The organism is Microbispora sp. H13382, assembly GCF_014161445.1.
Taxonomy (GTDB): domain Bacteria; phylum Actinomycetota; class Actinomycetes; order Streptosporangiales; family Streptosporangiaceae; genus Microbispora.
The window spans coordinates 48,889-74,089 of the sequence record NZ_JABBXA010000002.1 but is presented as its reverse complement, the minus strand read 5'-3'; the positions used below and the strand labels follow the sequence as shown (position 1 = coordinate 74,089).

Here is a 25,201-nt window from a genome sequence, read left to right as displayed (position 1 = left end):
CCGGACGACGCTCCGCCCGGACGCGCGACCTGCTACGCCGACGGACGTAGCGGGACAGGGATCCTCTACGTCCGATTGCGTAGACGCGGCCGTCCGCTGTCAGAGGGCACGGCACCTCACCGGCGCGACGATTTCCGCCATGAACGATCACCCTCCCCAACCTGGAGGAGCGCGCCATGCGTAGATTCTTCGCCGGCCTGGCCATCCTGCAGGTGCTGGCCGTCGTCGCACAGTTCTTCCTGGCCGCCAGTGGTGCGTTCGCCACGGCGTCCAACGACGAGTCCTTCCAGACGCACCGCATGCTGGGGGCCGGAATCGTCCTGCTCGCGGTCCTGGTGACCGTCGTCGCCGCGGTGGCCCGGATGCCCGGGCGGCTCATCGGGATGAGCGGCCTGGTCGCCGGGCTCGCGGTTCTCCAGGCCGTGATCCGGGTGATCGCCGCGGCGTTCGACGACGCGGGCGGCAGCACGACCGCCGGCGAGCTCGTCTTCGGTCTGCACGCCGTCGGCGGTCTCGCCATCATGGCGGTGGCCATGACCATCGTCCGGCAGGCCCGGCGGATGTCCGGGCCGGGCACACCCGTGCGACCGGCTCCGTGAGCACCACACCGCTGATCGTCTCGGACCACGCCGTCGCGCTGCTGAGCAGCGTGGCGTGGTTCGCGGCGGGCGTCACACTGGCGCTGCGGCGCGTCCGGACGGCGCTCGCCGCCCTCGCCGCGGCGGTGCTCGTGACGCTCGTCCGGGTGGTCACCGTGGCGATGCTGGCCGGCCGGGGCTGGTGGTTCGTCCAGGAGAAAGTGCTGCTGGGGCTGCCGCTGCTGGGGGCCGCCGCGACCGGCGCCGTGCTGCTCGCCGGACCACGACTGCTCGCCGCGAGGCGGGGGCGGGGCGACGGCGGCTCCGCGGCCGGCGTGGTCGCGGTGCTCACCGCGGCGTACGCCGCGCTGGCCGGTTTCGCGGTGACCTTCCTGGGCGGGTACCCGCTCACTCCGAGCACGGCGTTGATCACGATCTCGCTCGTGTGCGCCGGTGCGTTGCTGACCGCGCGCGTGGTCGCGCCTCCCGCCCGGAACGCCGCTGCGGCGGGTGCCGCACGGGCGCCGGAGGACGGGCGGGAGGTCTCGCGCCGCCGGTTCGTCGCCTGGACCGGTGGCGCGGTCGTGGCGACCGCGGCCGGCGCCGGCACCGGGCTGTCGCTCCTGTCCACGCCATCGGTGGCCTTGGGCGGTGGTCCCGGACGCTCGTCCCGGGCGACAGCGTCGGTGGCCGGCCTGCGGTTCTCCGGCGCACCGGCGCCGGGTGGCGCCGTGCGGCGGCACGTGCTCACCGCGAAGAAGGCCACGGTACGGCTCGCGTCCGGACGGGAGATCGACGCGTGGACCTACAACGGCGAGGTGCCGGGTCCGGCGATCACGGCGACCCAGGGCGACCTGATCGAAGTGCGGTTGCGCAACGCCGACATCGAGGACAGCGTGACCCTGCACTGGCACGGCTACGACGTGCCGTGCGGTGACGACGGCGCGCCGGGTGTGACCCAGAAGGATGTGGGCCCGGGTGCGGACTTCGTCTACCGGTTCCGCGCCGACCAAGTGGGCACCTACTGGTACCACACGCATCACGCGTCCCACGTCGGGGTGCACAAAGGGCTGTACGGAACCCTCGTCGTGAGACCGCGCGACGGGCGAGGAACCGGCGACCACCTCCCGGCGGAGCGGACGGACCTGACACTGCCCGTGCACACCTTCGAGGGCACCGTCGTGATCGCGGACAGGGACGGCCGGACCGTACACGACGTGTCACCCGGTGAACCCGTGCGGCTGCGACTGATCAACACCGACTCGGTCCCGCATCGGATCGTCCTCGCCGGAACCCCGTTCCGGGTGGCGGCCGTCGACGGACGGGACCTCAACAGACCCGGCGAGGTCGAGGACGTCGGCCTGCGCCTGGCCGCCGGCGGACGATACGACCTGGTGTTCGTCATGCCGGACACGCCCGTGGCACTCGTGGTGGACGACGATCGTGACGGCGGACTGCTCCTGCGCCCGCATGCCGACGCCGGTGACGCCCGCGCCGAGGACACCTCCGGCCTGCCGGAGCTCGACCTGCTGCGCTACGGGGCACCGGCCGCCGTGCCCTTCGACGCCCGCGATGCGGACCGGCACTTCACCATGGTCCTCGATCGAGGCGTGGCCATGGTCGACGGCCGGCCGGCGTACGCGCAGACCGTCAACGGCCGGGGCCACCCCTCCATCCCCGACCAGCTCGTCGCCGAAGGCGACATCGTCCGATTCACCGTCGTCAACCGAAGCCTGGAAACACATCCCTGGCACCTGCACGGCCATGCCGTGTTGATCCTGTCCAGGGACGGGACGCCGGCGACGGGCAGCCCGCTGTGGGTGGACACGTTCGACGTCCGCCCGGGCGAGACATGGGAAGTCGCGTTCCGCGCCGCGAACCCCGGCATCTGGATGAACCACTGCCACAACCTGCCCCATGCGCATCAGGGCATGATGCTGCGCCTCCGCTACGACGGCGTCACCACGCCGTTCGGCGGCTCGCACGGCGCGAGCCCGGGCCATGGCTCAACGACGTGAGGAGAAATTGGTGTCGATCGAGACTCCCCGTACTGACGGAGCTCTGGCGAGACTGGCCCGGTTCTGTTATCGGCGGCGCCGCCTGGTCGTCCTGACCTGGATCGTCGGGGTGATCGCCGTGGCGTTCGCCGGTTTCGGCTACGGCGCCGCCCCCGAGAACGACTTCTCGGGCGGAAACTCCGACTCCGCCAAGGCGCAGGCGCTGATCGAGAGGCACTTCCCCGAGCGGCAGGGGGACACGCTGACTCTCGCCATCAGGGCAGAGCGGGGAGTCGACGACCCCGCCGCCCGTCAGAAGATCGAGAAGGCACTCGCCGATCTGACGGCCGCACCGGTCGTAGGACCGGTGACCTCGCCCTACCAGGACAAGAGCCTGGTGACCGCGGATCGCCGCATCGCCCGCACGACCATCCCGCTGACCCGGAAGGAGGTGGACAAGACCGAGATCAAGCCCTTGGTGGACATGGTCAGGAACGCTTCCGGCGACGGCGTGACGCTGGCGCTGGGCGGGACTCAGGCGGAGAAGGCCGAGACGCCCCCACAGGGCTCGGCGGAGAGCGTGGGCATCCTGGCGGCAGCGGTGATCCTGTTCGTCGCCTTCGGGTCACTGGTGGCGATGGGCCTGCCGATCGTGACCGCACTGCTGGCGATCGCCGCCGGAATCGCCCTGATGAAGCTGGTGGGCTACCTGGTCCCCGCGCCGGATTTCACCGTCATCATCGCCGCGATGGTGGGGCTCGGCGTCGGCATCGACTACGCGCTGTTCATCGTGACCCGCTACAAGGACGGCCTGCAGGACGGCGACGACCCCGAAAGCGCCACGGTCAAGGCCATCACCACCGCTGGTCACGCGGTGCTGTTCGCCGGCACGACCGTCGTGATCGCGCTGATGGGTCTGATCGTCATGGGACAGCGGCTGATGACCGGAGTGGCCGTCGCCACATCGGTGATCGTGCTGGTGACGATGATCGCCGCGGTGACTCTGCTGCCGGCGTTCCTGGGCTTCACCGGCTACAAGATCAACGCGCTGCGCCTGCCCCGCCGCACGTCCCGGGAGCGCCGTACCCTCGCCGAGCGCTGGGCCGGCGTGGTCCAGCGCAGGCCGCTGGCCTCCGCCACTCTGGCCGGCGCGGTCCTGGTGGTGCTGGCCGCTCCCACGCTGTCGATGCGGCTGAGCAACCCCGACGCCAGTGTCCAGCCCCGAGACAGGAGCAGCTACCTCTCGTACGAGATCCTCTCCGAGGGCTTCGGTCCCGGCTACGGCGCACCCCTGATCTTCGCCGCCGAGGTCGGATCCGGCCAGGCCGATCTGCGTCCCCTCGTCGCAGCGGTCGGCGCGACCGAGGGCATCGCCTACGCCATGCCTCCTCAGGTCAGCGAGGACGGGCAGGCCGCGATCTTCATGGCCTTCCCCACGACCGGATACCAGGACGAGGCGACCGCGGACCTGGTGCACCGGCTCCGCGACGACGTGCTGCCCGAGGCACCCGGCGGCGAGGGGGTCTACGTCGGCGGTCCGAACGCCGCGACGATCGACACAGCCGATGACGTCAGCTCGCGCCTGCCCCTGATGATCGCGGTCGTCGTCGCGGTGTCACTGCTGCTGTTGATCGCGCTGGTCCGGTCGGTCACGATCGCGCTGCAGGCCGCCGTCATGAACCTGCTGTCGATCGGCGCCGCCTACGGCGTGCTCGTCGCGGTCGTCCAGTGGGGATGGCTGGGCTCGGCCCTCGGTTTCCCCACGACCATGCCGATCACGACGTGGGTGCCCATGATGATCTTCCCGGTCCTGTTCGGCCTGTCCATGGACTACGAGGTCTTCCTGATCTCGCGGGTACGCGAGGAGTACGAGCGCACCGGCGACACCCGGGCGGCCGTCGCCCGCGGGATGGCGCGGACCGCCAAGGTCATCACGGCCGCGGCCGCCATCATGATCGCCGTCTTCACGACATCCCTGCTCGGCTCCGACGTCGCGGTGAAGCAGGGTGGTCTCGGCATGGCCGTGGCCGTGCTGATCGACGCCACCATCATCAGGCTGGTCCTCGTCCCCGCGGTGATGGAACTGTGCGGCAAGGCCAACTGGTGGATGCCCGGGCGCCGGGCACCGAAGCCGGCCCCGGCTCCATCCTCCGAGGTCGCGGAGGAGGTCGGGGTCTGAGTCATCGGATCACCAGGGCGGGGTGGCGCGGGTCCTCGACGCGGACGGCCACGTCCGCGGCCCGCGCCGGGTCCGCCTCGCGTTCGTACCGTTCGTAGGCGGGCAGCGTCCACCGCTCCCCGGGGGGCGTGCGGCGGGCCAGTGCGGCGGCCGACAGGGACAGGTGGACGGTCAGGTCGAAGGGCAGGCCGCGCCCGAGCAGCAGCGTGCCGTCGACCAGCACCACCCCGCCCGGCTTCAGCGTCACGTAGTCCGCGCGGGTGGCCCGGTCGCGCACGCTGTCCCACAGCGAGGGCAGCACCCGGCCCGTACGGCCCGCCTCCAGCGGCCCGAGCACCTCACGGCGGAGGCCGCCCACGTCCAGCCACTCGTCGTGGAACACGTCGGGGTCGGTCCGGCCGAACTCCAGCCGCAGCGAGGCCGGGCGCCAGAACCCGGCCGCGGGCACCCGCAGGACGTCCCGGCCGCGCAGGCGCAGCGGCTCCACCAGGTCGTCGGCCAGCCGTCCGGGCTCGGTGGGGGGTGCGCCGTCCACGGCGACGCGCACCCACGCGTCGCGCGGCCGGGCGGCGATCAGATCGGCGAGTTCCTCCACGAGCAGGGACGGGGAGACGGGACGGGCGCGCACCCCTCAATCATCTCAATCAGCGCCAACAGTCCCGGGAGGATGGTGACGAAGGTCCTTTCCGGCCGGGTCCGGTAGCCCTGGGGGCGTGATCGCGTCTCGGCCAGGCTTCAGACGTCCCTTCATGATTGTGGAGCCCCCATGGACGTCCTGGATCTGTCCCGGTGGCAGTTCGGCATCACGACCGTCTACCACTTCCTGTTCGTGCCCCTCACGATCGGCCTGTCGGTCCTCGTGGCCGGGTTCCAGACGGCCTGGCACCGTACGGGCGACGCGGCGTACCTGCGGATGACGAAGTTCTGGGGCAGGCTGTTCCTGATCAACTTCGCGATGGGCGTCGTCACCGGCATCGTCCAGGAGTTCCAGTTCGGGATGAACTGGAGCGCCTACTCGCGGTTCGTCGGGGACGTGTTCGGCGCGCCGCTGGCGATGGAAGGGCTGATGGCCTTCTTCCTGGAGTCCACCTTCCTCGGCCTGTGGATATTCGGCTGGGACAAGCTGCCGAAGAGGGTCCACCTCGCCACGATCTGGCTGGCCGCGATCGGCACGAACATCTCGGCGTACTTCATCCTCGCCGCCAACTCGTGGATGCAGCACCCGGTCGGCTACCGGCTCAACCCGACCACCGGGCGGGCCGAGCTCACCGACATCTGGGCCGTGCTGACCAACTCGACCACCCTCGCGGCGTTCCCCCACGTCATCTTCGGCGCGTTCGTGACGGCCGGGGCGTTCGTCATCGGCGTGAGCGCCTGGCAGCTCGCCCGCAAGCGTGAGACGGACCTGTTCCGGAAGTCGGCCCGCGCCGCGCTCGTGGTCACGCTGGCCGCGTCGGCCGGCGTCGCGCTGAGCGGCCACTGGCAGGCGCAGATCATGACACAGCAGCAGCCCATGAAGATGGCCGCCGCCGAGGCCCTGTGGGAGGACGAGACCTCCGCCGGCTTCTCCATCTTCGCCGTCGGCGACGTGGAGAACGGCCGCAACCACATCAACATCCAGATCCCCTACGGCCTGAGCCTGCTGTCCACCAACACCCTGGACGGCAAGGTGGAGGGCATCAACGACATCCAGGCCAGGTACGAGAAGACGTACGGCCCCGGCGACTACCGCCCCGTCGTCGGCCTCGCGTACTGGTCGTTCCGCCTGATGATCGGGTTCGGCGCGCTGGCCGGGCTGCTGGCGCTGGCCGGGCTGTGGCTGACCCGGCGCGGACGGTTGCCGGCCGGCCCCTGGTTCTACCGGGCCGCCGTGTTCGGCATCGGCCTGCCGTTCCTGGCCAACACGCTCGGGTGGATCTTCACCGAGATGGGCCGCCAGCCGTGGACCGTCTTCGGCATGATGCGGACCGCCGCCGCCGTCTCCCCCGGCTCCGACGTCGGCGAGGTGGCCACCACCCTGGTCGGCTTCACGGTGGTCTACGCCGTGCTGGCGGTCATCGAGGTCCGCCTGCTGCTGAAGTTCATCCGCAAGGGGCCCGAGCCGCAGGACGCGGTCCACGAGGACGGGCCCGCTCTCCCCGCCCTCTCCTACTGAAGGACCGCCGTCATGGAACTCACCACCGTCTGGTTCCTGCTCATCGCCGTCCTGTGGACGGGCTACTTCGTGCTGGAGGGGTTCGACTTCGGCGTCGGCGTCCTGCTGCCGGTCCTCGGCCGCGACGAGGCCGAGCGCGGCACGCTCGTGCGCGCCATCGGCCCCGTCTGGGACGGCAACGAGGTCTGGCTGCTGGTCGCGGGCGGCGCGACGTTCGCCGCCTTCCCCGAGTGGTACGCCACCCTGTTCAGCGGTTTCTACCTGCCGCTCTTCCTGATCCTGCTGGCCCTGATCGTGCGCGGGGTCGCCCTGGAGTACCGCTCGAAGAGCGACAGCACCCGGGGCTGGGACCGCGCGTTCTTCTGGGGCTCGCTCGGCCCGGCCTTCCTGTGGGGCGTGGCCTTCGCCAACATCGTGCGCGGCGTCCCGCTGGACGCCGCGCACGAGTACACCGGCGGCCTGCTCACCCTGCTCAACCCGTACGCGCTGCTGGGCGGCCTGGCCACGCTGGCGCTGTTCACCCTGCACGGCGCCGTGTTCACGGCGCTGAAGACGACCGGCGAGCTGCGCGACCGGGCCAGGACGGCCGCCCGGTGGACCGGCCTGTCCGCCCTCGTGCTGGGCGGGGCGTTCCTGCTGGTCACGCAGTTCATGACCGGCACCCCGGGCACCTGGGTGAGCGTGGCGGCCGCCGCTGCCGGGATCGCCGGCGCGCTCGTCGCGACGCTGCGCGGCAGGGACGGCTGGGCCTTCGCCGCCAACGCCGCCGCGATCGTCGCGGTCACCGTCACGCTGTTCGGCGGCCTGTGGCCTGACGTCATGCCCGCGCTCGACCCCGCCAACAGCCTGACCGTCCACAACGCGGCGTCCACGCCGTACACGCTGGGCGTGATGACCTGGGTCGCGGCGATCTTCACCCCCGTGGTCCTCGCCTACCAGGCATGGACCTACTGGGTGTTCCGCCGCCGCCTGACGGTCACCCGCTGACGCACGCGAGAACGCCCGCCTCGGGGAACGAGGCGGGCGTTTCGCGTATGGGCGCTACCTGTTGAGCCGGCGGCCGGAGATCTGCTCGGGGGCCATGACGATGAAGTGGTCGCGGTTTCCGGGCACCCACGGCGTGAGCGGCAGCGCCGAAAGGCGGGCGATCTCCTCCGGTTCCGAGACCGCACGGGCGGGACCCACCGCGGTCACCGACCACCCCGTACGGCACGACACGTCGAAGTCGTCGGCCTCGAAGGCCACGATGGCGTTGCGTGCCGCGGCGGCGAGCTTGGAACCGGCGGCGGTGCGAATGACGATGTTCCCGTCGAGCAGGCAGAAGTTGACCGGCTGGACGGCGGGGAGGGCACGATCGGTGAAGACGATCCTGCCGATGGGGGCGGAGGCCAGCAGGTCCAGGCATTCTCCTCCGCTGAGGATCTCCAGGCCGGCCGAGTCGAGCTTCATGTCTGCAAGCCTGCGGGATCGACCGGCGGGCGGGTTAGGGACGAAGGTCCCGTCATCGACGTCGATCGGCCTCCCGGCCCGGGCCGGGAGGCCGGAACAACCCCAGGATCATCGGTGCGCCGGACGGGACAGGCGGCGCAGGGCGTTCCTGAGCCTGCCGCCGAACGGCGCGCGCCGCCGGGGCTGGGCGTCGCGGGCCACCCGCAGCTCGGCGAGGGCCGTGACCGCGTCCGGGCGCTTGGCCGGCGTGGGGTCGCGCATCCGCCGCACGAGGTCCATGACCTCGGGGGCGACGCCGCCGGCGTCCGGCTCGGCGTCCACGCCGGGCATGGGCAGCTCGCCGGTCAGGAGCTGGAAGGCGATCACCCCGGCCGAGTACACGTCGGCGGCGGGGGTCATCCGCTCGGGGCGGGCCCGGCACTCGGGGGCGACGTAGTGGACGTCGAGGATGTTCGGCAGCTCGTTGGCCACGGTGTGCTTGCGCGGGCCGGGCTTGGCGTAGTCGAAACCGGTCAGCATCCCGTTGCCGTCGTCGGTGACGAGCACGCAGGCGGGGGTCAGCGCCCGGTGGATGACGTTGTTGGCGTGGACGTGGGCGAGGCCGTCCAGCATGTCCTCCATCACGCCGAGCTTGGCGTCGATGCCCAGCTTCCGCCCGGTCAGATGCAGGTGCAGGGCCTGCCCGTGCACGTCGTCGAGCACGAGCACGAACCGGCTCTCGTCGTCGATGGCGAAGAAGTCCCGCGAGCGTACGACGCAGGGATGCGGCGGGATCTTGGCGAGCGACTGGTAGGCGTTGGCGATCCGGCGCTGCTCGGCCACCCGCCGCCGCTGCTCGGCCAGCGGGTCGGCGCGGTAGACCCGCAGCAGCACGGTCCCGCTGGTCGGGGCGGTCGCGTTGACGGCGCGATACTCCGTGACCCGGCTGTCGCCGCCGAGCTGCTCCTCCACCTCCCAGTTGCCGAAGCGCGGCGGCGCGGTCGAGCGGCGCACGGTGCCGTTCAGCGCCTCGATGATCGCGGTCCGGTACGGCCCGGCGTCCCGGCTGCATCCGTGCCTGACCCGGGACACGTCGCTGAGCATGGGGATGAGCCCGGCGATGGTGGTGACGTGGCGGGCGTCGCGGCCGCCGGGGTCGACGAGGACGGCACCGGGGGCGGTCAGCACCACCACGTTGTCGACGTACAACCGCTCCAGCTCGCGATGCTCCTCGATGAGCAGGCCCTTCAGCGCCCGGGCGGTGCCGCGCAGCTTGGCCACCGGCGATCCGAACGCCTCCCGGTGCTGGGGGAACCACCGGGTGCCCGACACCTCGAACCGCCCCCTGGCTCCCTTCACGTCGATCACCACGAGGGAGTGGCCGGTGAGCACGACCACGTCCACCTCGAACAGGTCGGCGCCGCGCGGCACCTCGATGTTGTGCAGCAGCAGCCAGTCGTCAGGGGCGTTGTCCCGCAGGTGCGCGATGACCCTTCGCTCGGCGTCATTGACGGGGCGTCCGCCACCGACGATCTGAGCCATCTCCGCTACTCCGCCTCTCTGACCAGATTGAGAACTTAATCCTCCTAGGTAGCGGTATTCCCGCGCCACCACTGATTTCCCCGCATTGTCCCAGGGGAAATCTGGAGCTCCCGCTTGATCGCCACCGCGCCGGGGAGGGGGCCGTACGTCGGCCGGTAACCGGTTTGCACCGGCGAGTGTCCGGAAACGGAGTATTTCATGCGAGTTGTCGTGATTGGTGCGAGCGGGAACGTCGGCACGAGCGTGCTCACCGCCCTCGAGTCCGAGACCAGCGTGACCTCGATCGTCGGGGTGGCCAGGCGGATGCCGGGCTGGCGTCCGGCGAAGACCGAATGGCGTACGGCCGACGTCTTCCGGGACGACCTCGACCCGATCTTCGCCGGCGCCGACGCGGTCGTGCACCTGGCCTGGCTGTTCCAGCCCACCCACGACCCGGTCACCACGTGGAGGTCCAACGTGCTCGGGAGCGCGCGCGTCTTCGACGCCGCCGCCCGGGCCGGGGTCTCGGTCCTCGTCCACTCCTCGTCCGTGGGGGCGTACTCGCCCGGGCCCAAGGACCCGCCCGTCGACGAGTCCTGGCCGACCCACGGCTGGCCGAACGCCGCGTACGGCCGGGAGAAGGCCTACGTCGAGCGCGTGCTCGACATCTTCGAGCGCGACCACCCGGACATCCGCGTGGTGCGGATGCGCCCGGGGTTCATCTTCAAGGAGGAGGCCGCGACCGAGCAGCGACGGCTGTTCGCCGGGCCGTTCCTGCCGCAGCGCCTGATGCGGCCGGAGTTGATCCCGTTCGTGCCGGACATGCCGCGCCTGCGGTTCCAGGCGCTGCACTCGCGGGACGCCGGCGAGGCGTTCCGGCTGGCGCTCACCCGCGACGTGCGGGGGGCGTTCAACCTGGCCGCCGACCCGTTGATCGACGCCTCCGTGCTGGCGGACCTGCTCGGCGCCCGGCGGGTGCCCCTCCCGGCCGCGGTGGTGCGTACGGCGGTGTCGGCGGGCTGGCACCTGCGGCTGATCCCGGCCTCGCCCGGCATGGTGGAGATGGTCCTGCAGATCCCGATCATGGACACCACCCGCGCCCGTGAGGAACTGGGCTGGCAGCCGCGGCACAGCGCGGTGGACGCCCTGCGCGCGGTGATCGAGGGCATGCGGCGCGGTGCGGGCATGGAGACCCCGCCGCTCGCGCCCGACTCGGGCCGGGAGCGGCTCAAGGAGGTCACGACGGGCGTGGGCACGCGTCCGTGAACGCCGGCCGAGAGGGAGGCACGATGGCGCTGCTCGACCCCGACTGCGTACGCCGGCTGCTGGAGTCGGCCGATCCGGACGTCGCGCTGGTCTTCGTCCGGGGCGAGTGCCTCGTGCTGCCGATCGACGAACTCGACGAGAGGCACCGCAAGCTCGTGGTGGTGCGCCGCGCGGACCTGCCCGAGGCCCACAGCGACGAGCCGGTGACCGAGGAGCGGGTGGAGATACTCACCCGCTGCCTGGAGAACGCCGTGCGCGACCTCGGCGCCTGACCGCGCCACCCACTCCCGGGTGTGTGACGACGGCATCACTTTCGGTAACATCGTCTCCGGCATCCCCAATTAGCATGCGGTTCCGGGCGCCTTGCCCAGGTGTCGCGGGCGCCCGGATATGCCGCCCGATGCCGTCCTCTGAGACAAATGACGGCGTGTCGCGCGCTGACCCAAAATTCCGGAAAGGGCCGCGGACAAATCGGACAGACAACTACTCATCGCGGGACAAATCAGGATCAAAGGCTATCGCAAGCTGTGATCTGATCGTCACTCTTCGTACGGAACCTCGAATGCCGCTCGTTCTCGTTGCGTACACGGTGGGTCACCTGTGAACATCGGGGAAATGGTCCGGAATCCCTCCTACCGGGTCGGCGACGCGACGGCGGCGGGGATTCCGCCCATGGCGCGCTACCGACCGGCCGGGAACGGATTCCTGATCGGGCCGATCGAACGTCCGAGACATCGCTTTCGGACAGCGCATATGGGGAGGGGGCCCCGATGACTGCTATCAGGCCCCGCGGGAGCGCGGGACGCCGTATCGAAGGGCGGATTCACGACCCGGAGTTCGGCTCGTGGATCGGAGAGGTGGCCAGAGCGGTCCGGGACGTGGTGGACAGCACACCCCGGACCATCCGCCTCTGCGCCCTGATCGCGGTTGCCGCCGCGTCATGGGCATTCCTCAGGTAGCCGTCCAGCAGCCGTGAGGAGGTGGTCGCGGACCCAGGTTAAGGCGGCCGGAGAGCCCTGAAGGCCGGGTTTACGGGATCGGGACGATGCCCTGGGCCAACCGGGGCTCAACCAAGGCTCGACCAGGGCCGGCCAGGGTGCTTTCCTGGGTCCGCGACGGGCCGCCGCCCGCTCAGGCCCAGTGAGCGCCGCGCAGGGAGGCGGCGCCCCCACCGGCGGGCGGATCTCCGCCGTCCACCCGCATGAACAGCCGGACGGTCGACTGACCGGGGATCTGGTCGATGGTCACCGAGTCGCACAGCTCGCCCATGAGCCACAGGCCGAAGCCGCGGTCGGCGCGGCCGCCGGGCCGCTCTCCCGGCACCGCGCCCGGCGGCAGGGCGCCGACGTGGTCGGCGACGTCGACGGCGACCACGCCGCCGTCGCACGAGATCGCCAGCGTGCCGGCTCCCCCACCGTGCTCCAGCACGTTGATGGCGGCCTCGTTGGCGGCGATGACGAGGTCGTCCAGCCGGGGGCCGGTGAGGCCCGCCTGCACGGCGTACCGCTGGATGTTCTCGCGCAGTGCCGCGAGATCATCCGTAATCGGCCACTGCCGGCGGTGATCCACCACCTGTCCTCCTCGCCGCTGCCTTCCGGCTGGGTCTGCCGCCCGGTATCTCCGAGGCTACCGTCTCGTTACTCGTCCGATGCCTTCACCTGGGGGTCGACCGCGCGACGACCATGTCGACGGCCTCCGCGAGGCCCGGCGCGACGGCGAAGCCGTTGATCAGCCCGGTGGTCGTGAAGATCCTCGTGAGCCGCGGATTCAGGCCCGCCAGCGTCACCGCGCCGTTCCGCTCCTGCAGCAGCTTCCGCACCGCCAGCAGGATGCGGATGCCCGTGGAGTCGCAGAAGCTCAGCAGGCTCAGGTCGAGGACGAGCTCGTGCCGCTCCCCGCCGAGGGCCGCCTCGACGTCCTGGCGCAGCCGCTCGGCGTTCGTGTAGTCCAAGGCGCCGTCGAGCGCGACGACCAGCACGTGGTCGGCGACAGGGGCGGACACGGGGGTCATTACGACGGCGGCGGTCACGAGCACACCTCGGCGGACGCTGCGAACGGGGGACGGCGGGGCGGGGGGAGACGATGTCAGTCTAGGGCAGCGACGCCGCGGGACCGGGGCGTACGGCTCGCGGAGAGTCCTTCGCCCCGTGTGGAGGGTCAAGAGTGGAGGGTCAAGAAACGCCATTTGTGGTTTTTCGCCTCATGGTCCGGGGGAGTGGGGGATTGACCGACTGGACCCTCCTCCAAAGAAGATCGCTCATGCCGGACGTGACAAGGGAGGTCCAGTTCGACACCGTGCACGGACCCTCCCTCGTCGCGCAGGCAACCGCGAGTTCGGCGACGCTCACGCTCGGGGTGGAGGAGGAGTTCCTGCTCGTCGACCCGCGAACCGGACGGGTCGTCCCGGCGGCGCGGGAGATCCGCGAGCGGGCGGCCGGGCCGGGGGCGGACCGGCTGGTGTTCGAACTGACACAGTTCCAACTGGAGAGCAACAGCGCGGTGCACGTCAGCCTGGAGGACCTGCACGGCGACCTGCTCGAGATGCGGCGCGCCGCCGCCGGGGCCGCCGCGAGCGCGGGGCTCGGGCTCCTCGCGTGCGGCACGGCACTGGACGGCAACGCGGGGGTGCCGCCCCTGTCGCCGTGCCCCCGCTACCACGCCATGCACCGCGAGTTCGGGGCCGTCATGGAGGGCCAGGGGGTGTGCGGCTGCCACGTCCACGTGGGCATCGGGGACCGCGAGGAGGCGTTGCGGGTCAGCAACCACTTGCGGCCCTGGCTCCCGGCCGTGCAGTCGCTCGCGGCCAACTCGCCGATCGCGGACGGCCGCGACACCGGCTACGCGAGCTGGCGGGCGCTGATGATGGGCCGATGGCCGAGCGCGGAGCCGCCGCCGTTCTTCCGGTCGCTCCGGCACTACGAGAGCCTCGTCGACGGCATGCTTGCCGGAGGCGTGATCATGGACCGGAAAATGATCTACTGGCTCGTCCGCCTGTCCGATCACGTGCCGACGCTGGAGATCCGCGCTGCCGACGTGTGCCCGACCGCCGGCGAGGCCGTGATGCTGGCCGGGCTCGTGCGGGGGCTGGCCGAGACGGCGCTGCGTGACGCGCGGGCCGGCGTGCCCGCCCCCGACGTCGAGGACACCCTGCTACGGGCGGCCTACTGGCGGGCCGCCCGTGACGGCGTGGACGGTGAAGCCTTCGACCTGCTCACCGGAGCTCGCGTGCCGGCCTGGCGCCTGGTGGACCGCCTGCTCGAGCACGTGCGGCCGGTGCTGGAGGAGAACGGCGACTGGACGCCGCTGACCCTCCAGCTCGACCGCATACGGCACAGCGGGTCGGGGGCGGCGCGTCAGCGGGCGGCGTACGCCCGGCACGGCCGCCTGCGTGAGGTGACCGAGCTGCTCATGACGCAGACGGCCGCCTCCTGCTGGGCCTGATCCTCACTCCGCGACGACGCGCAGCGTCTTCAGGCTGGGGTCGCTCACGTCCGGGATGCCCATGCCGCCTTCGAGCCCGCTGGTCAGGTAGCTCAGCACCGGCTTCGTGATGCGCTCGCCCGGGCACAGGGCCGGCGCGCCGGGCGGGTACGGCGTGACCATCTCGGCCACGATCCGGCCCACCGCCTGACCGGTGGGCACGATCTCGACCTGCCCGAAGAACGCGTCCCTGGGCAGCATGGCGACGTCCAGCTCCAGCTCGCCCGGCTCGGGCACGTCGATCCTGGCCGCCGGCGGCAGGTCGGAGGCCGACGACAGGGCGCGCAGCGCGTCGAGCAGCACGCCGACCGTCTCCTCGCTGTCGGCGACGGTGATCTCGGCGCTGACCCGGCGGTGGTCGCTCAGCGAGAAGTTGACGTGGCAGCGCTCGCGCAGCCAGTCGCAGGCGTGGTAGCCGTCGACGCCGAGCTGCGACACGTCAATCACGATCTTGAGCGGATCGACGTCGAAGGCCGCGGTGTTCTCCTTGCTCAGCACCCACAGGCCGTGCATCTTGTCGATCTCCCCCCGGACCGACTCCGCGAGCTCCAGCGCACGGTCGAGCAGGTCCTTGCCGCGCTCCACCATCTGCCTACGCCAGCCGTCGAGCGCCGCGTAGATCAGCGTCGAGGGGCTGGTCGTGCCGAGCAGGTCCTCACGCGCCTTGAGCACGGCCGGGTCCACCCGGTCGCCCTGGAGGTGGAACACCGAGCTCTGCTCCAGCCCGTTGCCCATCTTGTGAACGCTCGTCACGCACACGTCCGCCCCGGCGTTCATGCCCCACGTGGGCAGGTCCTCGTGGAACGGCAGGTGGGCGCCCCACGCCTCGTCCACGATGAAGGTCCGGTCGTACCTGCGGCACACTTCGCTGATGCTCGCGAGGTCGGCGCAGGTGCCGTAGTCCACCGGGCTGGCGACGATGGCGCCCTTGGCGTCGGGGGCGGCCTTGAACGCCTCCTCCATCGCCCGCGGTGTGGGCGGATACGACATGTGGAGATCGCCGTCCCAGTCCCCGTGGACCCAGACGGGCTCGACGCCGCTCAGGATCAGCGCCGAGATGACCGACTTGTGGGAGTTGCGAGCGACCAGCAGTTTCTCCCCGGGACCGGCCACGGAGAGCATGGCGCTCTTGACGGACAGGGAGCTGCCGCAGGTGGAGAAGAACGCCTTCTCGGCGCCGACGGCCTCCGCCATGAGCTGCTGCGCGTTCTGGAGCACGCCGTTGCTCTGCAGCCGGTCGTCCAGGCCGTTCATGACCATGACGTCGTCCCGGAAGAGATCCTCGCCCAGGATCTCCAGAACCCGTGGGTCCACCCCCCGCCCCTGCTTGTGGCCGGGAGGAGTGAAGCTGAGGTCTCCCCGCCGGCGATAGGCGGTGAGCGCCTCCAGCACGGGTGCGCGGGACTGATCCATGTCCGTGTTCCTCCCCCTGAACGACGGGGCCGTTCCCCTCGTCCGCGCGTACCCGGACCTGACCGGCACAAACGACCGCGGCGGGCGGTCAGAGGCCCCCGCCCTCGGTGCGAGGGCGGGGGCCGGTGGTCAATCAAACGGTCAGACCATGGACACGTCGCGCGAGGCGCTCACCACCATGGCGGCGACCGCCTCGACGGGCGTGCCGTCGATGATGAACGTGTCGCGCAGCCGGGTCGCCTCAAGGACGATCTTCAAGATGCCGTGAACTCCGGTGAGCCGCATCGAACCGGCGGCCTTCTGGATGTCGTCCCGGGCGTCCAGCAGCGCCTCCAGGCCACTGGAGTCGCAGAACCGCAGACCGGACGCATCCACCACGATCTTCACGCGACCCTGGCGGACAAGATTCCCGATCGCCCTCCGGAACGTGTCTCCGCTGGCGATGTCGAGTTCACCGCGCAGCGCGACCACGACGGCCGGCTGGTGATCGCTCACAGTAATCTCGAGCTGCTGCGTTGTCATATACGCGCCTTCATCCATATTTTTCGGGCGTACTGTCGTGAACGACGCTACCCGGCGGAGTGTCAGGTCCCGGTAATGCGCGACGGTCGGCGGTATGCGAGTCCGTCCGGCAATCCCACCTGTACGCCAGAATGTGGCAAATAGGTAAAGATGTAGGGCTACGTGATGATCTCTGGCGAGGTGTCCCGATCGTCCCGGGGTCGCGGGAAACCACTGTCCTTCAGGGGTTTCCGGCCTGTGGGTGATCGCCGGAGGCGGGCATCCGGGCGCGATGCCGGTGCGGGCCGCCCGGTCTCTCGGGGGTGGAGACTGGACTGCTTCAAACATACCAGTCGGCCAGTCAAATGACACCTATCCAGAATTTCTCCGATAATGCTCACCTTTCCTGGTCCCTCTTGGCGAACCCATTACCGGCCGTGCCGATCCCTCCGTCCACCCCTTGGACCGCCGGTGCTTGGGGCGTCCGTACGCGGGTAGAGGGCGCGTTCCCGGAAGTACGGCGAACGGGAGGATCGGCATGGCAGACGAGATCGCCGAGGGCAGGAACGCCGCGCGGGCGCTGGCGGCGAGGACGCCCGGCTGGATGGTCTGGTACGGCGAGCGCACCGGAAGCTACTGGGCCGTCCCCCGGGTGACGACGGTGCTGGTGCCGCGCATGCTGGAGGCGCCGACGGCGGACGACCTGGAGAAGGAGATCGGGCAGGCCGAGGGCCGCCCCGCCCGGGAACAGGCGCGGGACGAGCCGCGGCCCGGGCGGCCGGAGGGGACGCGGCAGGAGACGGCGGAGGCCGCCCGGCACCGCCGGCCGGCCGCCGAGGCCCCGGAGCCCCGGATTCCGGTGACCCACTGACGGTTCGTCCTACCGCGCGCTCCGCACCACGACGCACTGTCCGGGGCGCAGGGCGCCGGTGACGGGCCTGCCGGTGATCAGGTCGGTGCCGTGGACCGGCACGGGCTGCTCGTCCGCCGTGTGGTTGAGGGCGACGACCTGGTCGCGCCGCCGCACGATCTCGACGCCGGGGACGCCGTTCCCGGCCAGGCCGGCGGCGGCCAGCAGCCGGGCGTACCCGGGGTCGTCGAGCCGCGTCGAGACGTACCAGGCGGTGCCCTCGCCGAAGCGGTGACGGGTGACCGCGGGCCCGCCGCCGGGGTAGCGGGCGACCGCCTCGGCCCCGGCCAGGTGGACGACCTCGCTCCAGGCGGTCGCGCGGCCGAGTTCCGGCAGCTCCACCGGGCCGGCGAGCGGGCGGAACTCCTCCACGCGGATGCCGAGGACCTCGCGCAACGCCCCCGGGTAGCCGCCCGTCCGCACCCGGGTGTGCTCGTCGGCGATCCCGCTGAAGTACGACACGACGAGCGTGCCGCCGCCCTCGACGTGCGCCGCGAGGTTGCCGGCGGCCTCGTCGGAGATGAGGTAGAGGCTCGGCACGAGGACGGCCCGGTGCGCCGACAGGTCGTGCGACGGATGGGCGAAGCAGGCGGTCACGCCCTGCCGCCACAGCACCCGGTGGGCCTGCTCGACGGCCGCGAGGTAGTCGATCTCGGTGGACGGCAGGCCGGGCCGCTGGACGGCCCACCACGCCTCCTCGTCCCACAGGATCGCGGCCTCCGCCTCGACGGGGGGCCCGCCGGGTGGCGCGGGGATCCGCTTCAGCGCCTCGCCCAGGGCGCAGACCTCACGGAAGACGCGTGAGTCCGGGCCCGCGTGCGGGACCATGCCGGGGTGCCACTGCTCGGCGCCGCCGCGGGAGGCGCGCCACTGGAAGAACAGCACGCCCTCCGCGCCGCGGGCGACGTGTTGCAGGCTGTGCCTGGCGATCTCCCCGGGCTCCTTGGCCGCCAGGCGGGGGCCCGTCACATACCCCGTGGCCTGCTCCATGAGCAGCCAGGGCCGCCCGCGCGCCCACGACCTGGCCAGATCGGCGGCGAACGCGCTCTGCTCGGCCGCCGCCATGCCCTGCCCCGCGGGATAGTGGTCGACGGCGACGAGGTCGACCTCGGTCGACCACTTCCAGTGGTCGACCGAGGCCCAGCCGGCCAGCACGTAGTTGGTGGTGACGGGCACGCCGGGGGTCAGGCCGCGCAGCAGGTCGCGCTGCTCGCGGAAGTGGGCGAGCATCTCGTCGGAGACGAACCGGCGGAAGTCGAGCGCCTGCGCGGGGTTCTGGAGATACTGCGTCGCCCTGGGCGGGGTGATCTGCGCCCAGTCCGAGTAGTGCTGGCCCCAGAACGCCGTCGTCCACGCGTCGTTGAGCGCGTCGAGGCCGCCGTACCGCTTCCGCAGCCAGGCCCGGAACGCCGTCGCGGCGTGGTCGCAGTGGCAGGGCGTGCCGTACTCGTTGTGCACGTGCCACATCGCCAGCGCGGGGTGGTCGCGGTAGCGCTCGGCGAGGGCGCGGGTGATCCGCAGCGACGCCTCCCGGTAGGCCGGGGCGCTCACGCAGTAGGTGTCGCGGCTGCCGTGCGTGAGCCGTACGCCGTCCCGGGTGACGGTCAGGGCGTCGGGGTGCGCCAGGGAGAACCACGGCGGGGGAGAGGCGGTCGGGACGGCGAGGTCCACCCGGATCCCGCCGTCGGCGAGCAGGCCGAGCACCCGGTCGAGCCAGTCGAAGGTGTGGCGGCCCTCGGACGGCTCAAGTCGCGCCCAGGAGAAGACGCCCATGGTCACGAGGGTGACCCCGGCCCGGCGCATGAGCGTCACGTCCTCGGCCCAGACCTCTTCGGGCCACTGCTCCGGGTTGTAGTCCCCGCCGTACCAGAGCGGCATGCACGTGCCCTTCTTCAGGCTGGCCCTTCTTTAGGCCGGATGTCAAACTAATTCGGGTGGATCAAGGAGTCAACGGCTTCGTCTCGCGCACCCGTACGGGCGACTGGGAGCACGCGCTGATCAGCGGGAACGGCCGGCAGGGCGCCCTGGTCTACGGGACGGGCCCCGAGATGCGGGTCACGCTGTCGCACGAGCGGCTGTTCCTGCCCACGCTGCCGCCGATCGACCCGCCGGAGACCGCCAGGATCCTGCCGGAGCTGCGCGCGCTGCTCCACGAGGGGGAGTTCCGGCGGGCGGCCGAGCGGGTGATGGAGGTGGCCGTCGAGCAGGATCCCGGCTACGCGGACCTGCGCTGGGTCGACCCGCTGATCGGCGCGGGGACCCTGACCTACACGCACGGGACGGCGCCGGAGGGCTACGAGCGGAGCTGCGACTTCACGACCGGGCTGGTGACCCAGGAATGGCCCGGGGTCCTCAGGCAGGAGGTGTTCGTCTCCCGCGCCCGCGACGTCGTGGTGATCCGCCTCCTGGGCGACGTCTCGGGGACCCTCGCGCTCGCGCCGGTCGGCGGGGAGCCCCCGGCGCCGGTCGCGTACGCGACACAGGTCGCCCCCGACCGGCTGGAGTTGCGCGCCGAGTTCTCCCGGCAGGGAGGTGTCACGGGATACACCGTGGAGTGCCGGGTCCACACCGAGGACGGCCGGCTGCGCGCGGGTGGCGGCGTGCTGGAGGTGCGCGGCGCGCGGGAGGTCACGATCCTCGCCCGGACCGTCGTCCACCCCGCCCCGGCCGAGCCGTGTCCGCTGGACCGGATCGTCCCCGACGCCGCCCGGCTCCTGCGGGACCACGCCGCGATCCACGGCGACCTGTCCGGCCGCGTACGGCTCCGCCTCGGCGGACGCGACGCGCGCCCCAGGAGCGAGGACCTGCTCGCGCGCGGCGGGCCCGAGCTGGTCGAGGCCGTCTTCGCGGCGGCGAGGTACGCGATCGTCTCCAGCGTGGGGGAGCTGCCGCCGACCCTGCAGGGCGTGTGGAGCGGGACGTTCCGGCCGCCGTGGCAGTCCGGCTACACCCTCGACGGCAACCTGCAGGCGGCGGTCGCCGGGCTGCTCGTCACCGGCACGCCCGAGCTCCTGCTCCCGGTCTTCGACCTGCTCGAACGCCTCCTGCCCGACTTCCGGGACAACGCCCGCAGGCTGTACGGCTGCCGGGGGATCCTCGTGCCGGCCCACGTCTCGACCCACGGCAGGCACAACCACTTCCACCCCACGTGGTGCCTGACCTTCTGGACGGCGGGGGCGGCCTGGCTGTCGCGGCTCTACTACGACTACTACGATCACACGGGCGACCTCGGCTTCCTCCGGGAGCGGGCGCTGCCGTTCATGACCGAGGCGGCCGAGTTCTACGAGGACTTCCTGGACGAGCACGGGAACTTCGCGCCCTCGTACTCGCCGGAGAACGCCCCTTCCGGCGGCGACGCCCAGGCGTGCGTCAACGCCACGATGGACATCGCCGCCGTACGCGACCTGCTGCGCAACCTCGTCCGGGCACATGGGGAGTCGTCGCTCGACGCGCGCCGGTGGCAGGCCCTGCGCGACCGGCTGTCGGCGTACCGGATCGCGCCCACGGGCGAGCTGTCGGAGTGGGCGCCGCCACCCGGTCTCACGCTGGAGGACGACCACGCCCACCGGCACGCCTCGCACCTCTACCCGTTCTGGTACGACACCGGCGAGGCCGCCGACCCGGCCCTGCGCGCCGCGGGCGCCGAGGCCGTACGCCGGCGGCTGGAGTGGTGGCGCGGAGCGGAGTCGGACGAGATGGCCTTCGGGCTGGTCCAGCTGGGCCTGGCCGCCGCGAACCTCGGCATGGCGGCGGAGGCGTCGCAGGCCCTCGACCTGTTGGTCACCCGTTACTGGCGGGCCAACATGGTTTCCACCCACAACCGCGACGCCATCTTCAACGTGGACGTGTGCGGCGGGGTCCCCGCGCTGGTCGCCGCGATGCTCGTCCGGTCGGAGGGCGACCGCCTCGACCTGCTCCCGGCCTGCCCCTGGCCGTCCGGCGAGGTGCGCGGCCTGCGCGCCCGGCACGGAGTCGTCGTCGAGCGCCTCACCTGGTCCCCCGAGGGCGTCGAAGCCGTCCTGGCCGGCGCCGCCTCCCGCCGCCTCACCGTCACCACCCCTCGGACCCGCCGCTGACGGCGACGGGTGCCGCGGCCGGTGTGGCCGCGGCACCCGTACGTGGTTCGTCAGGTGGTGCTTCCGGTCACCGTGGCGCCGGACTTGGTGATGTAGTAGGTGATCTTCGTTCCGCTCCAGAAGTGGAAGGTGAGGGTGACGCGGCCGTCGTTGACCTCGGCGAAGAACTCGGGTTTCAGGATGATGGTGTTCGCGGTGTAGTCGGGCTGGAAGCTCGCCCAGAACTCCTTGTACGAGGTCCAGTTGGCCGGTCCCGCGGGGCTGCCGTCGGCGTACTTGGCCTCCATCGTGGCGAGCTGGTCGCCGCGGAACTGGGTGGGGATGGAGAACGAGGAGGTCGTGCCGGTGGCGGCTGCCTGGGTCGGCGGGTCGGAGGTGATGACGCTGATCTGCCAGGGCGCGCCCTGGGAGAAGCGGGCCTCGATGGTGGCGTTCACGCCGTAGGCCCGGTTCCCGGCCAGCCGGGTGAGGGCCGCCGCGGTGAGGGTCAGCGTGTTGCCGGACACGGTGTAGTCCGCGCCGTTGGCGAGGTTGGTGCCGCCCTGTCGCAGGCCCTGGAACGAGGTGCCGTTGAGGTTGAGCGTGAGCGTCCTGGCGGTGATCGTGCCGCTGCGCGGGAGATACACCTGGTCGGAGGAGGCCGTGCCGGATCGCATGGTCCAGCTGGCCTTCATCATCTCGTAGATGCCCTGGTCCCGCCATCGCAGCGCGTTGCGCTCCAGGAACGAGCCCGCGTCCCAGAGCATGGTGGTGAGCTTGCGGATGCGGGCGTTGTAGCCGACGGCCTCGATGAACTTGAGGAACTCGCCGCGTTCGATGATGCCGGGCCGGGTGTAGTCGTAGGCGAGCAGCGCCCACTCTCCGACGATCACGGGGATCCCGCGGGACACGAACGTGTTGTACACCCGGTCGAAGCCGCTGACCAGGTCGCTTTCGACGTTGCTGTCATAGCGAGTGCCGCCGGCGATGTTGGCGCTGAACGGCCACCACCCGTAGAAGTGCACCGTCGCGGCGAGGTTGGGGTCGTGCAGTTGGTTGAAGGTGCCCGTCAACGCGTCCAGCCGGGCCTGCTCGGAGCTGGTGTACAGGGTGGGCAGCACGAGCAGCCGGGTGGCGTTGCCGCCGCCGGACGCGCGCACGAGGCGGACGAACGCGGTGTTGAGCTCGTTCAGCACCTGGTCGCTCTCGCTGTCTCCCGAGGTGCCGGTGAACTGCGGCTCGTTGATGCTCTCGAACACCAGCTTCTGCGAGTAGTCGCGGAACGTGCCGGCGAGTTGCCGCCACAGCGCGTTGTACCGGTTCATCACGGTCGTGCGGTCACCGGGGTATCCGTTGATCCACTGCCAGGAGTCGTGATGCAGGTTGATCATCACGGAGAAGCCCTCGGCCAGGGACCAGTCGACCACCTGGCGGACGCGGCTCAGCCAGGCGGCGTCGAGGGTGTAGTCCGGCGCCGGGCCGTGGTGGTTGCTCCAGGTCACCGGGATCCGGATGCTGTTGTATCCCTGGGACCGCACGTAGTGCAGCATGGCCTGGGTCGTCGGCGGGTTGCCCCATGACGTCTCGTCGGGAATCGCGTCGAAGGTGTTGCCCAGGTTCCAGCCGGGCTGCATGGCGGCCACCCTGGCCATCGCGTCGCCCGGCTGCGGAGACGCCGACGGCGAGGGGGATGGGCTGGGGGACGGTGACGGCGAAGGCGACGGCGACGGCGAGGGGGACCGCGACGGACTGGCCGACGGCGACGGGCTGGGGGATCGCGATGGGCTTGCCGAAGGCGACGGCGACGGCGAGCCGACGTTCCCGGTGCACGTGACGCCGTTGAGGGTGAAGGTGTCCGGCGCGGTGTTGGCGCTCGACCACGACCCGTTGAAGCCGAAGGAGACCGTCGCGTTGGTCGCGATGGCCGCGTTCCAGCTTTCGTTCACGGCGGTGACCTGCGCGCCCGACGAGGTGATCGTGCTGCTCCACGCCTGGGTCACCCGCTGCCCGGACGGGAACGTCCAGGCCAGGCGCCAGCCGTTGACCGGGTCGCCGAGGTTGGTCACGTTCACGTCGGCGGTGAAGCCGCCCGGCCATTGGGCCGAGACCGTGTACGCCACGCGGCAGCCGGCCGCCGCCTGGGCGCCCACGGCCGTCAGAAGCCCTGCCACCAGCAGCGCGACCACGGCGCCGGCGACCGCGCCGGCCCGCAGCCGGGCTCTTCGTAACCTGTGCAGATTCACCGTTGCTCTCCCTTGTGGGCGTCAGCCGTCGACTGCGCCGGCCGATCTCGACTGCGAAACAAGTCGGCTCCTTTGCCGGAAAAGTTTCCGGCAATTCGCCGGAAACATAACAGGAGGGTTTATCGACGGCCACTGTTCCCTCGCTGGTGCCGAACCGGCGGGCGGCGTACGTGCCCGATGGCGACGATAATTTCGCGAGTAATCACTGGATAATGGGCTGAAACTTTCACCTGTCACGGCCGCGCGCACACGCGGGCGTCCGGCACGGCCCGACGGGTTATCCTTTCGCCGTGAGCGGGCCCGCGACGTTCGACGGGGCGGGAACGGCACGGCAGGACGCGGCGCCGGGTCGGCGAGGAGGGGGGCCGAGTTGTCGTATGCCGGGCCGGACGGGCCCGTTGCCGACCGGGAGCGTCCGAAAGGCGATCCCGCGCGGCCCGTGACCATCTCCTACATCGCCGAGACCGCCGGGGTGTCGATCCCCACGGTGTCCAAGGTCGTCAACGGCCGTTCCGGCGTGTCGCCGGACACCCGCGCCCGCGTCGAGGCGCTCATCCACGAGTACGGGTACCGCAAGACCAACCGCAGGAACCTGCTGGAACTCGTCTTCGGCGAGTTGGAGGACCTGTGGGGGATCGAGATCATCCGCGGGGTCGAGCGGGTGGCTCGCGAGCACCGCGTAGGGGTCGTGCTGACAGAGTTCGGGCCGCGGCCTGACACGGGGGACCACCCGATCGACGACACGCTGGCCCGCCGCCCCGCCTGCGTCGTGACCGTGGCCCAGTTGTCGGAGGAGCAGCGCGACCGGCTGCGCGCCAACGACATCCCCTTCGTGGTCTTCGACCCCACGACCGAGCTGCCGGACGGCGTCCCCTTCGTCGGCGCGACGAACTGGGCGGGCGGCCGGTCCGCCACCCGCCACCTGATCGGGCTGGGCCACCGCCGCATCGCGATGATCTCCGGCCCGGACGGGGTCCTGTGCTGCCGGGCCAGGCTGGACGGCTACCGCTCCGCCCTGGAGGCCGCCGGCCTGGCGGTGGACCCGGGCCTCGTGGTGCGTGCCGACCTGACCAGGCAGGACGGCCGGACGGCCGCGCTCGCCCTGCTGGACCGCGCGGACCCTCCCACGGCGGTCTTCGCCTGCAACGACCTGCAGGCGCTCGGCGTCTACGAGGCCGCGCGGGAGCTGGGACTGCGGATTCCGGCGGACCTGAGCGTGGTCGGCTTCGACGACCTGCCCGTGGCCGCCCTGGTCGACCCGCCGCTGACCACCGTCCACCAGCCGCTCGCCGAGATGGCGGCGGCCGCCACCGAACTGGCGCTCGCCCTGGGGCGCGGCGAGCGGACGCCGCAGGTCGGTCTAGAACTGGCCACCACTCTCACCGTCCGGCAGAGCACCGCCCGGCCGGCGGATCACTGACCGCAGCGTGGCGACGCCCCGCCGGTGGGAGGCGCGGCGGGGCGTCGGTCTGGGG

Annotated in this window: 19 protein-coding genes and 3 pseudogenes; 12 read left to right on the top strand and 10 right to left on the bottom strand. The window is 71.4% G+C overall.

Features of this window, described 5'->3' with window-relative positions; genetic code table 11:
- Positions 1 to 176: 176 nt before the first annotated feature.
- From HHX41_RS04095 to HHX41_RS04085, 3 genes are read left to right on the top strand one after another with little or no spacing between them, the layout of a single operon-like run.
- A complete protein-coding gene (locus HHX41_RS04095) occupies positions 177 to 599 on the top strand; it encodes a DUF6220 domain-containing protein (protein ID WP_182904871.1) in 423 nt (140 codons plus the stop codon).
- Positions 596 to 2,596, top strand: a complete 2,001-nt coding sequence (locus HHX41_RS04090; protein ID WP_182904870.1) for a multicopper oxidase family protein — start codon at positions 596 to 598, stop codon at positions 2,594 to 2,596. The genes HHX41_RS04095 and HHX41_RS04090 overlap by 4 nt, the downstream gene beginning before the upstream one ends.
- A 10-nt stretch (positions 2,597 to 2,606) precedes the next feature.
- The gene (locus tag HHX41_RS04085; protein WP_310741767.1) at positions 2,607 to 4,754 is read left to right on the top strand and encodes an MMPL family transporter; all 2,148 of its coding nucleotides are present in this window, start codon (positions 2,607 to 2,609) and stop codon (positions 4,752 to 4,754) included.
- Between the two features lies 1 nt (position 4,755).
- Here the strand turns inward: HHX41_RS04085 and HHX41_RS04080 are convergent, their stop codons facing one another.
- On the bottom strand, positions 4,756 to 5,382 hold the full coding sequence (locus HHX41_RS04080) for a uridine kinase (protein ID WP_182904868.1): 627 nt from the start codon (positions 5,380 to 5,382) through the stop codon (positions 4,756 to 4,758).
- A gap of 138 nt (positions 5,383 to 5,520) precedes the next feature.
- Here HHX41_RS04080 and HHX41_RS04075 point away from each other — a divergent pair, with 138 nt between their 5' ends.
- Together HHX41_RS04075 and cydB are read left to right on the top strand one after the other, a co-directional pair.
- The gene (locus HHX41_RS04075) at positions 5,521 to 6,909 is read left to right on the top strand and encodes a cytochrome ubiquinol oxidase subunit I (protein ID WP_182904867.1); all 1,389 of its coding nucleotides are present in this window, start codon (positions 5,521 to 5,523) and stop codon (positions 6,907 to 6,909) included.
- A 12-nt stretch (positions 6,910 to 6,921) separates the two neighbouring features.
- A complete protein-coding gene (gene cydB, locus HHX41_RS04070) occupies positions 6,922 to 7,896 on the top strand; it encodes a cytochrome d ubiquinol oxidase subunit II (RefSeq protein WP_182904866.1) in 975 nt (324 codons plus the stop codon).
- A 54-nt stretch (positions 7,897 to 7,950) separates the two neighbouring features.
- On the opposite strand, the gene HHX41_RS04065 is transcribed toward cydB, so the two are convergent.
- Both HHX41_RS04065 and HHX41_RS04060 read right to left on the bottom strand, forming a co-directional pair.
- Positions 7,951 to 8,358: a pyridoxamine 5'-phosphate oxidase family protein gene (locus HHX41_RS04065; RefSeq protein ID WP_169983702.1), complete on the bottom strand. Its 408-nt coding sequence runs from the start codon at positions 8,356 to 8,358 to the stop codon at positions 7,951 to 7,953.
- Positions 8,359 to 8,466: 108 nt separating this feature from the next.
- On the bottom strand, positions 8,467 to 9,879 hold the full coding sequence (locus tag HHX41_RS04060; RefSeq protein WP_169983703.1) for a methylation-associated defense system protein kinase MAD6: 1,413 nt from the start codon (positions 9,877 to 9,879) through the stop codon (positions 8,467 to 8,469).
- 198 nt (positions 9,880 to 10,077) lie between these two features.
- On the opposite strand from HHX41_RS04060, the gene HHX41_RS04055 reads away from it, so the two are divergent.
- Positions 10,078 to 11,124 (top strand): NAD-dependent epimerase/dehydratase family protein, encoded by a 1,047-nt coding sequence (locus tag HHX41_RS04055; RefSeq protein WP_182904865.1) that lies wholly within the window; start codon positions 10,078 to 10,080, stop codon positions 11,122 to 11,124.
- Positions 11,125 to 11,147: 23 nt separating this feature from the next.
- Entirely contained in the window at positions 11,148 to 11,396 is a 249-nt protein-coding gene (locus tag HHX41_RS04050) for a hypothetical protein (protein ID WP_182904864.1), read from the top strand.
- Positions 11,397 to 12,255: 859 nt separating this feature from the next.
- Here the strand turns inward: HHX41_RS04050 and HHX41_RS04045 are convergent.
- Both HHX41_RS04045 and HHX41_RS04040 read right to left on the bottom strand, forming a co-directional pair.
- A complete protein-coding gene (locus HHX41_RS04045) occupies positions 12,256 to 12,696 on the bottom strand; it encodes an ATP-binding protein (RefSeq protein WP_182904863.1) in 441 nt (146 codons plus the stop codon).
- An 82-nt stretch (positions 12,697 to 12,778) separates the two neighbouring features.
- Positions 12,779 to 13,153: an STAS domain-containing protein gene (locus HHX41_RS04040; RefSeq protein WP_310741766.1), complete on the bottom strand. Its 375-nt coding sequence runs from the start codon at positions 13,151 to 13,153 to the stop codon at positions 12,779 to 12,781.
- A 230-nt stretch (positions 13,154 to 13,383) separates the two neighbouring features.
- Between HHX41_RS04040 and HHX41_RS04035 the strand changes: the two genes are divergently transcribed.
- Positions 13,384 to 14,565 carry a glutamate--cysteine ligase gene (locus tag HHX41_RS04035; protein WP_182904862.1) on the top strand — a complete coding sequence of 394 codons (1,182 nt, stop codon included), beginning with the start codon at positions 13,384 to 13,386 and terminating at the stop codon, positions 14,563 to 14,565.
- A 3-nt stretch (positions 14,566 to 14,568) separates the two neighbouring features.
- Here the strand turns inward: HHX41_RS04035 and HHX41_RS04030 are convergent, their stop codons facing one another.
- Together HHX41_RS04030 and HHX41_RS04025 are read right to left on the bottom strand one after the other, a co-directional pair.
- Entirely contained in the window at positions 14,569 to 16,017 is a 1,449-nt protein-coding gene (locus HHX41_RS04030; protein ID WP_182904861.1) for an aminotransferase class I/II-fold pyridoxal phosphate-dependent enzyme, read from the bottom strand.
- Between the two features lie 141 nt (positions 16,018 to 16,158).
- Positions 16,159 to 16,557, bottom strand: a complete 399-nt coding sequence (locus tag HHX41_RS04025; protein ID WP_169983709.1) for an STAS domain-containing protein — start codon at positions 16,555 to 16,557, stop codon at positions 16,159 to 16,161.
- Between the two features lie 499 nt (positions 16,558 to 17,056).
- Between HHX41_RS04025 and HHX41_RS04020 the strand changes: the two genes are divergently transcribed.
- Positions 17,057 to 17,389 carry a hypothetical protein gene (locus HHX41_RS04020; protein WP_182904860.1) on the top strand — a complete coding sequence of 111 codons (333 nt, stop codon included), beginning with the start codon at positions 17,057 to 17,059 and terminating at the stop codon, positions 17,387 to 17,389.
- Positions 17,390 to 17,398: 9 nt separating this feature from the next.
- Here the strand turns inward: HHX41_RS04020 and HHX41_RS04015 are convergent, their stop codons facing one another.
- On the bottom strand, positions 17,399 to 19,306 hold the full coding sequence (locus HHX41_RS04015) for a beta-galactosidase (RefSeq protein ID WP_182904859.1): 1,908 nt from the start codon (positions 19,304 to 19,306) through the stop codon (positions 17,399 to 17,401).
- Between the two features lie 56 nt (positions 19,307 to 19,362).
- Here HHX41_RS04015 and HHX41_RS04010 point away from each other — a divergent pair, with 56 nt between their 5' ends.
- Positions 19,363 to 21,504, top strand: coding sequence for a glycosyl hydrolase family 95 catalytic domain-containing protein (locus HHX41_RS04010; RefSeq protein ID WP_310741765.1), 2,142 nt, complete (start codon positions 19,363 to 19,365; stop codon positions 21,502 to 21,504).
- A 50-nt stretch (positions 21,505 to 21,554) separates the two neighbouring features.
- Here HHX41_RS04010 and HHX41_RS04005 read toward each other — a convergent pair.
- Positions 21,555 to 23,057 (bottom strand): annotated as a pseudogene (locus tag HHX41_RS04005) (cellulase family glycosylhydrolase); the annotation flags it as partial.
- Between HHX41_RS04005 and HHX41_RS42195 the strand changes: the two are divergent.
- Positions 23,032 to 23,232, top strand: a pseudogene (locus tag HHX41_RS42195) (hypothetical protein); the annotation flags it as partial. The pseudogenes HHX41_RS04005 and HHX41_RS42195 overlap by 26 nt on opposite strands.
- Before the next feature lie 89 nt (positions 23,233 to 23,321).
- Here HHX41_RS42195 and HHX41_RS42190 read toward each other — a convergent pair.
- Positions 23,322 to 23,603: pseudogene (locus HHX41_RS42190) on the bottom strand (cellulose binding domain-containing protein); the annotation flags it as partial.
- Between the two features lie 562 nt (positions 23,604 to 24,165).
- Here HHX41_RS42190 and HHX41_RS04000 point away from each other — a divergent pair.
- Positions 24,166 to 25,146, top strand: a complete 981-nt coding sequence (locus tag HHX41_RS04000) for a LacI family DNA-binding transcriptional regulator (RefSeq protein WP_169983713.1) — start codon at positions 24,166 to 24,168, stop codon at positions 25,144 to 25,146.
- The last annotated feature ends 55 nt before the right edge of the window (positions 25,147 to 25,201 follow it).

Bases quoted from the DNA above. Each gene is read 5' to 3' on its own strand.
- HHX41_RS04095 (WP_182904871.1), top strand. From the start codon at position 177: ATGCGTAGATTCTTCGCCGGCCTGGCCATCCTGCAGGTGCTGGCCGTC.
- HHX41_RS04075 (WP_182904867.1), top strand. From the start codon at position 5,521: ATGGACGTCCTGGATCTGTCCCGGTGGCAGTTCGGCATCACGACCGTC.
- cydB (WP_182904866.1), top strand. From the start codon at position 6,922: ATGGAACTCACCACCGTCTGGTTCCTGCTCATCGCCGTCCTGTGGACG.
- HHX41_RS04065 (WP_169983702.1), bottom strand. From the start codon at position 8,358: ATGAAGCTCGACTCGGCCGGCCTGGAGATCCTCAGCGGAGGAGAATGC.
- HHX41_RS04060 (WP_169983703.1), bottom strand. From the start codon at position 9,879: ATGGCTCAGATCGTCGGTGGCGGACGCCCCGTCAATGACGCCGAGCGA.
- HHX41_RS04055 (WP_182904865.1), top strand. From the start codon at position 10,078: ATGCGAGTTGTCGTGATTGGTGCGAGCGGGAACGTCGGCACGAGCGTG.
- HHX41_RS04050 (WP_182904864.1), top strand. From the start codon at position 11,148: ATGGCGCTGCTCGACCCCGACTGCGTACGCCGGCTGCTGGAGTCGGCC.
- HHX41_RS04035 (WP_182904862.1), top strand. From the start codon at position 13,384: ATGCCGGACGTGACAAGGGAGGTCCAGTTCGACACCGTGCACGGACCC.
- HHX41_RS04030 (WP_182904861.1), bottom strand. From the start codon at position 16,017: ATGGATCAGTCCCGCGCACCCGTGCTGGAGGCGCTCACCGCCTATCGC.
- HHX41_RS04025 (WP_169983709.1), bottom strand. From the start codon at position 16,557: ATGGATGAAGGCGCGTATATGACAACGCAGCAGCTCGAGATTACTGTG.
- HHX41_RS04020 (WP_182904860.1), top strand. From the start codon at position 17,057: ATGGCAGACGAGATCGCCGAGGGCAGGAACGCCGCGCGGGCGCTGGCG.
- HHX41_RS04015 (WP_182904859.1), bottom strand. From the start codon at position 19,306: ATGCCGCTCTGGTACGGCGGGGACTACAACCCGGAGCAGTGGCCCGAA.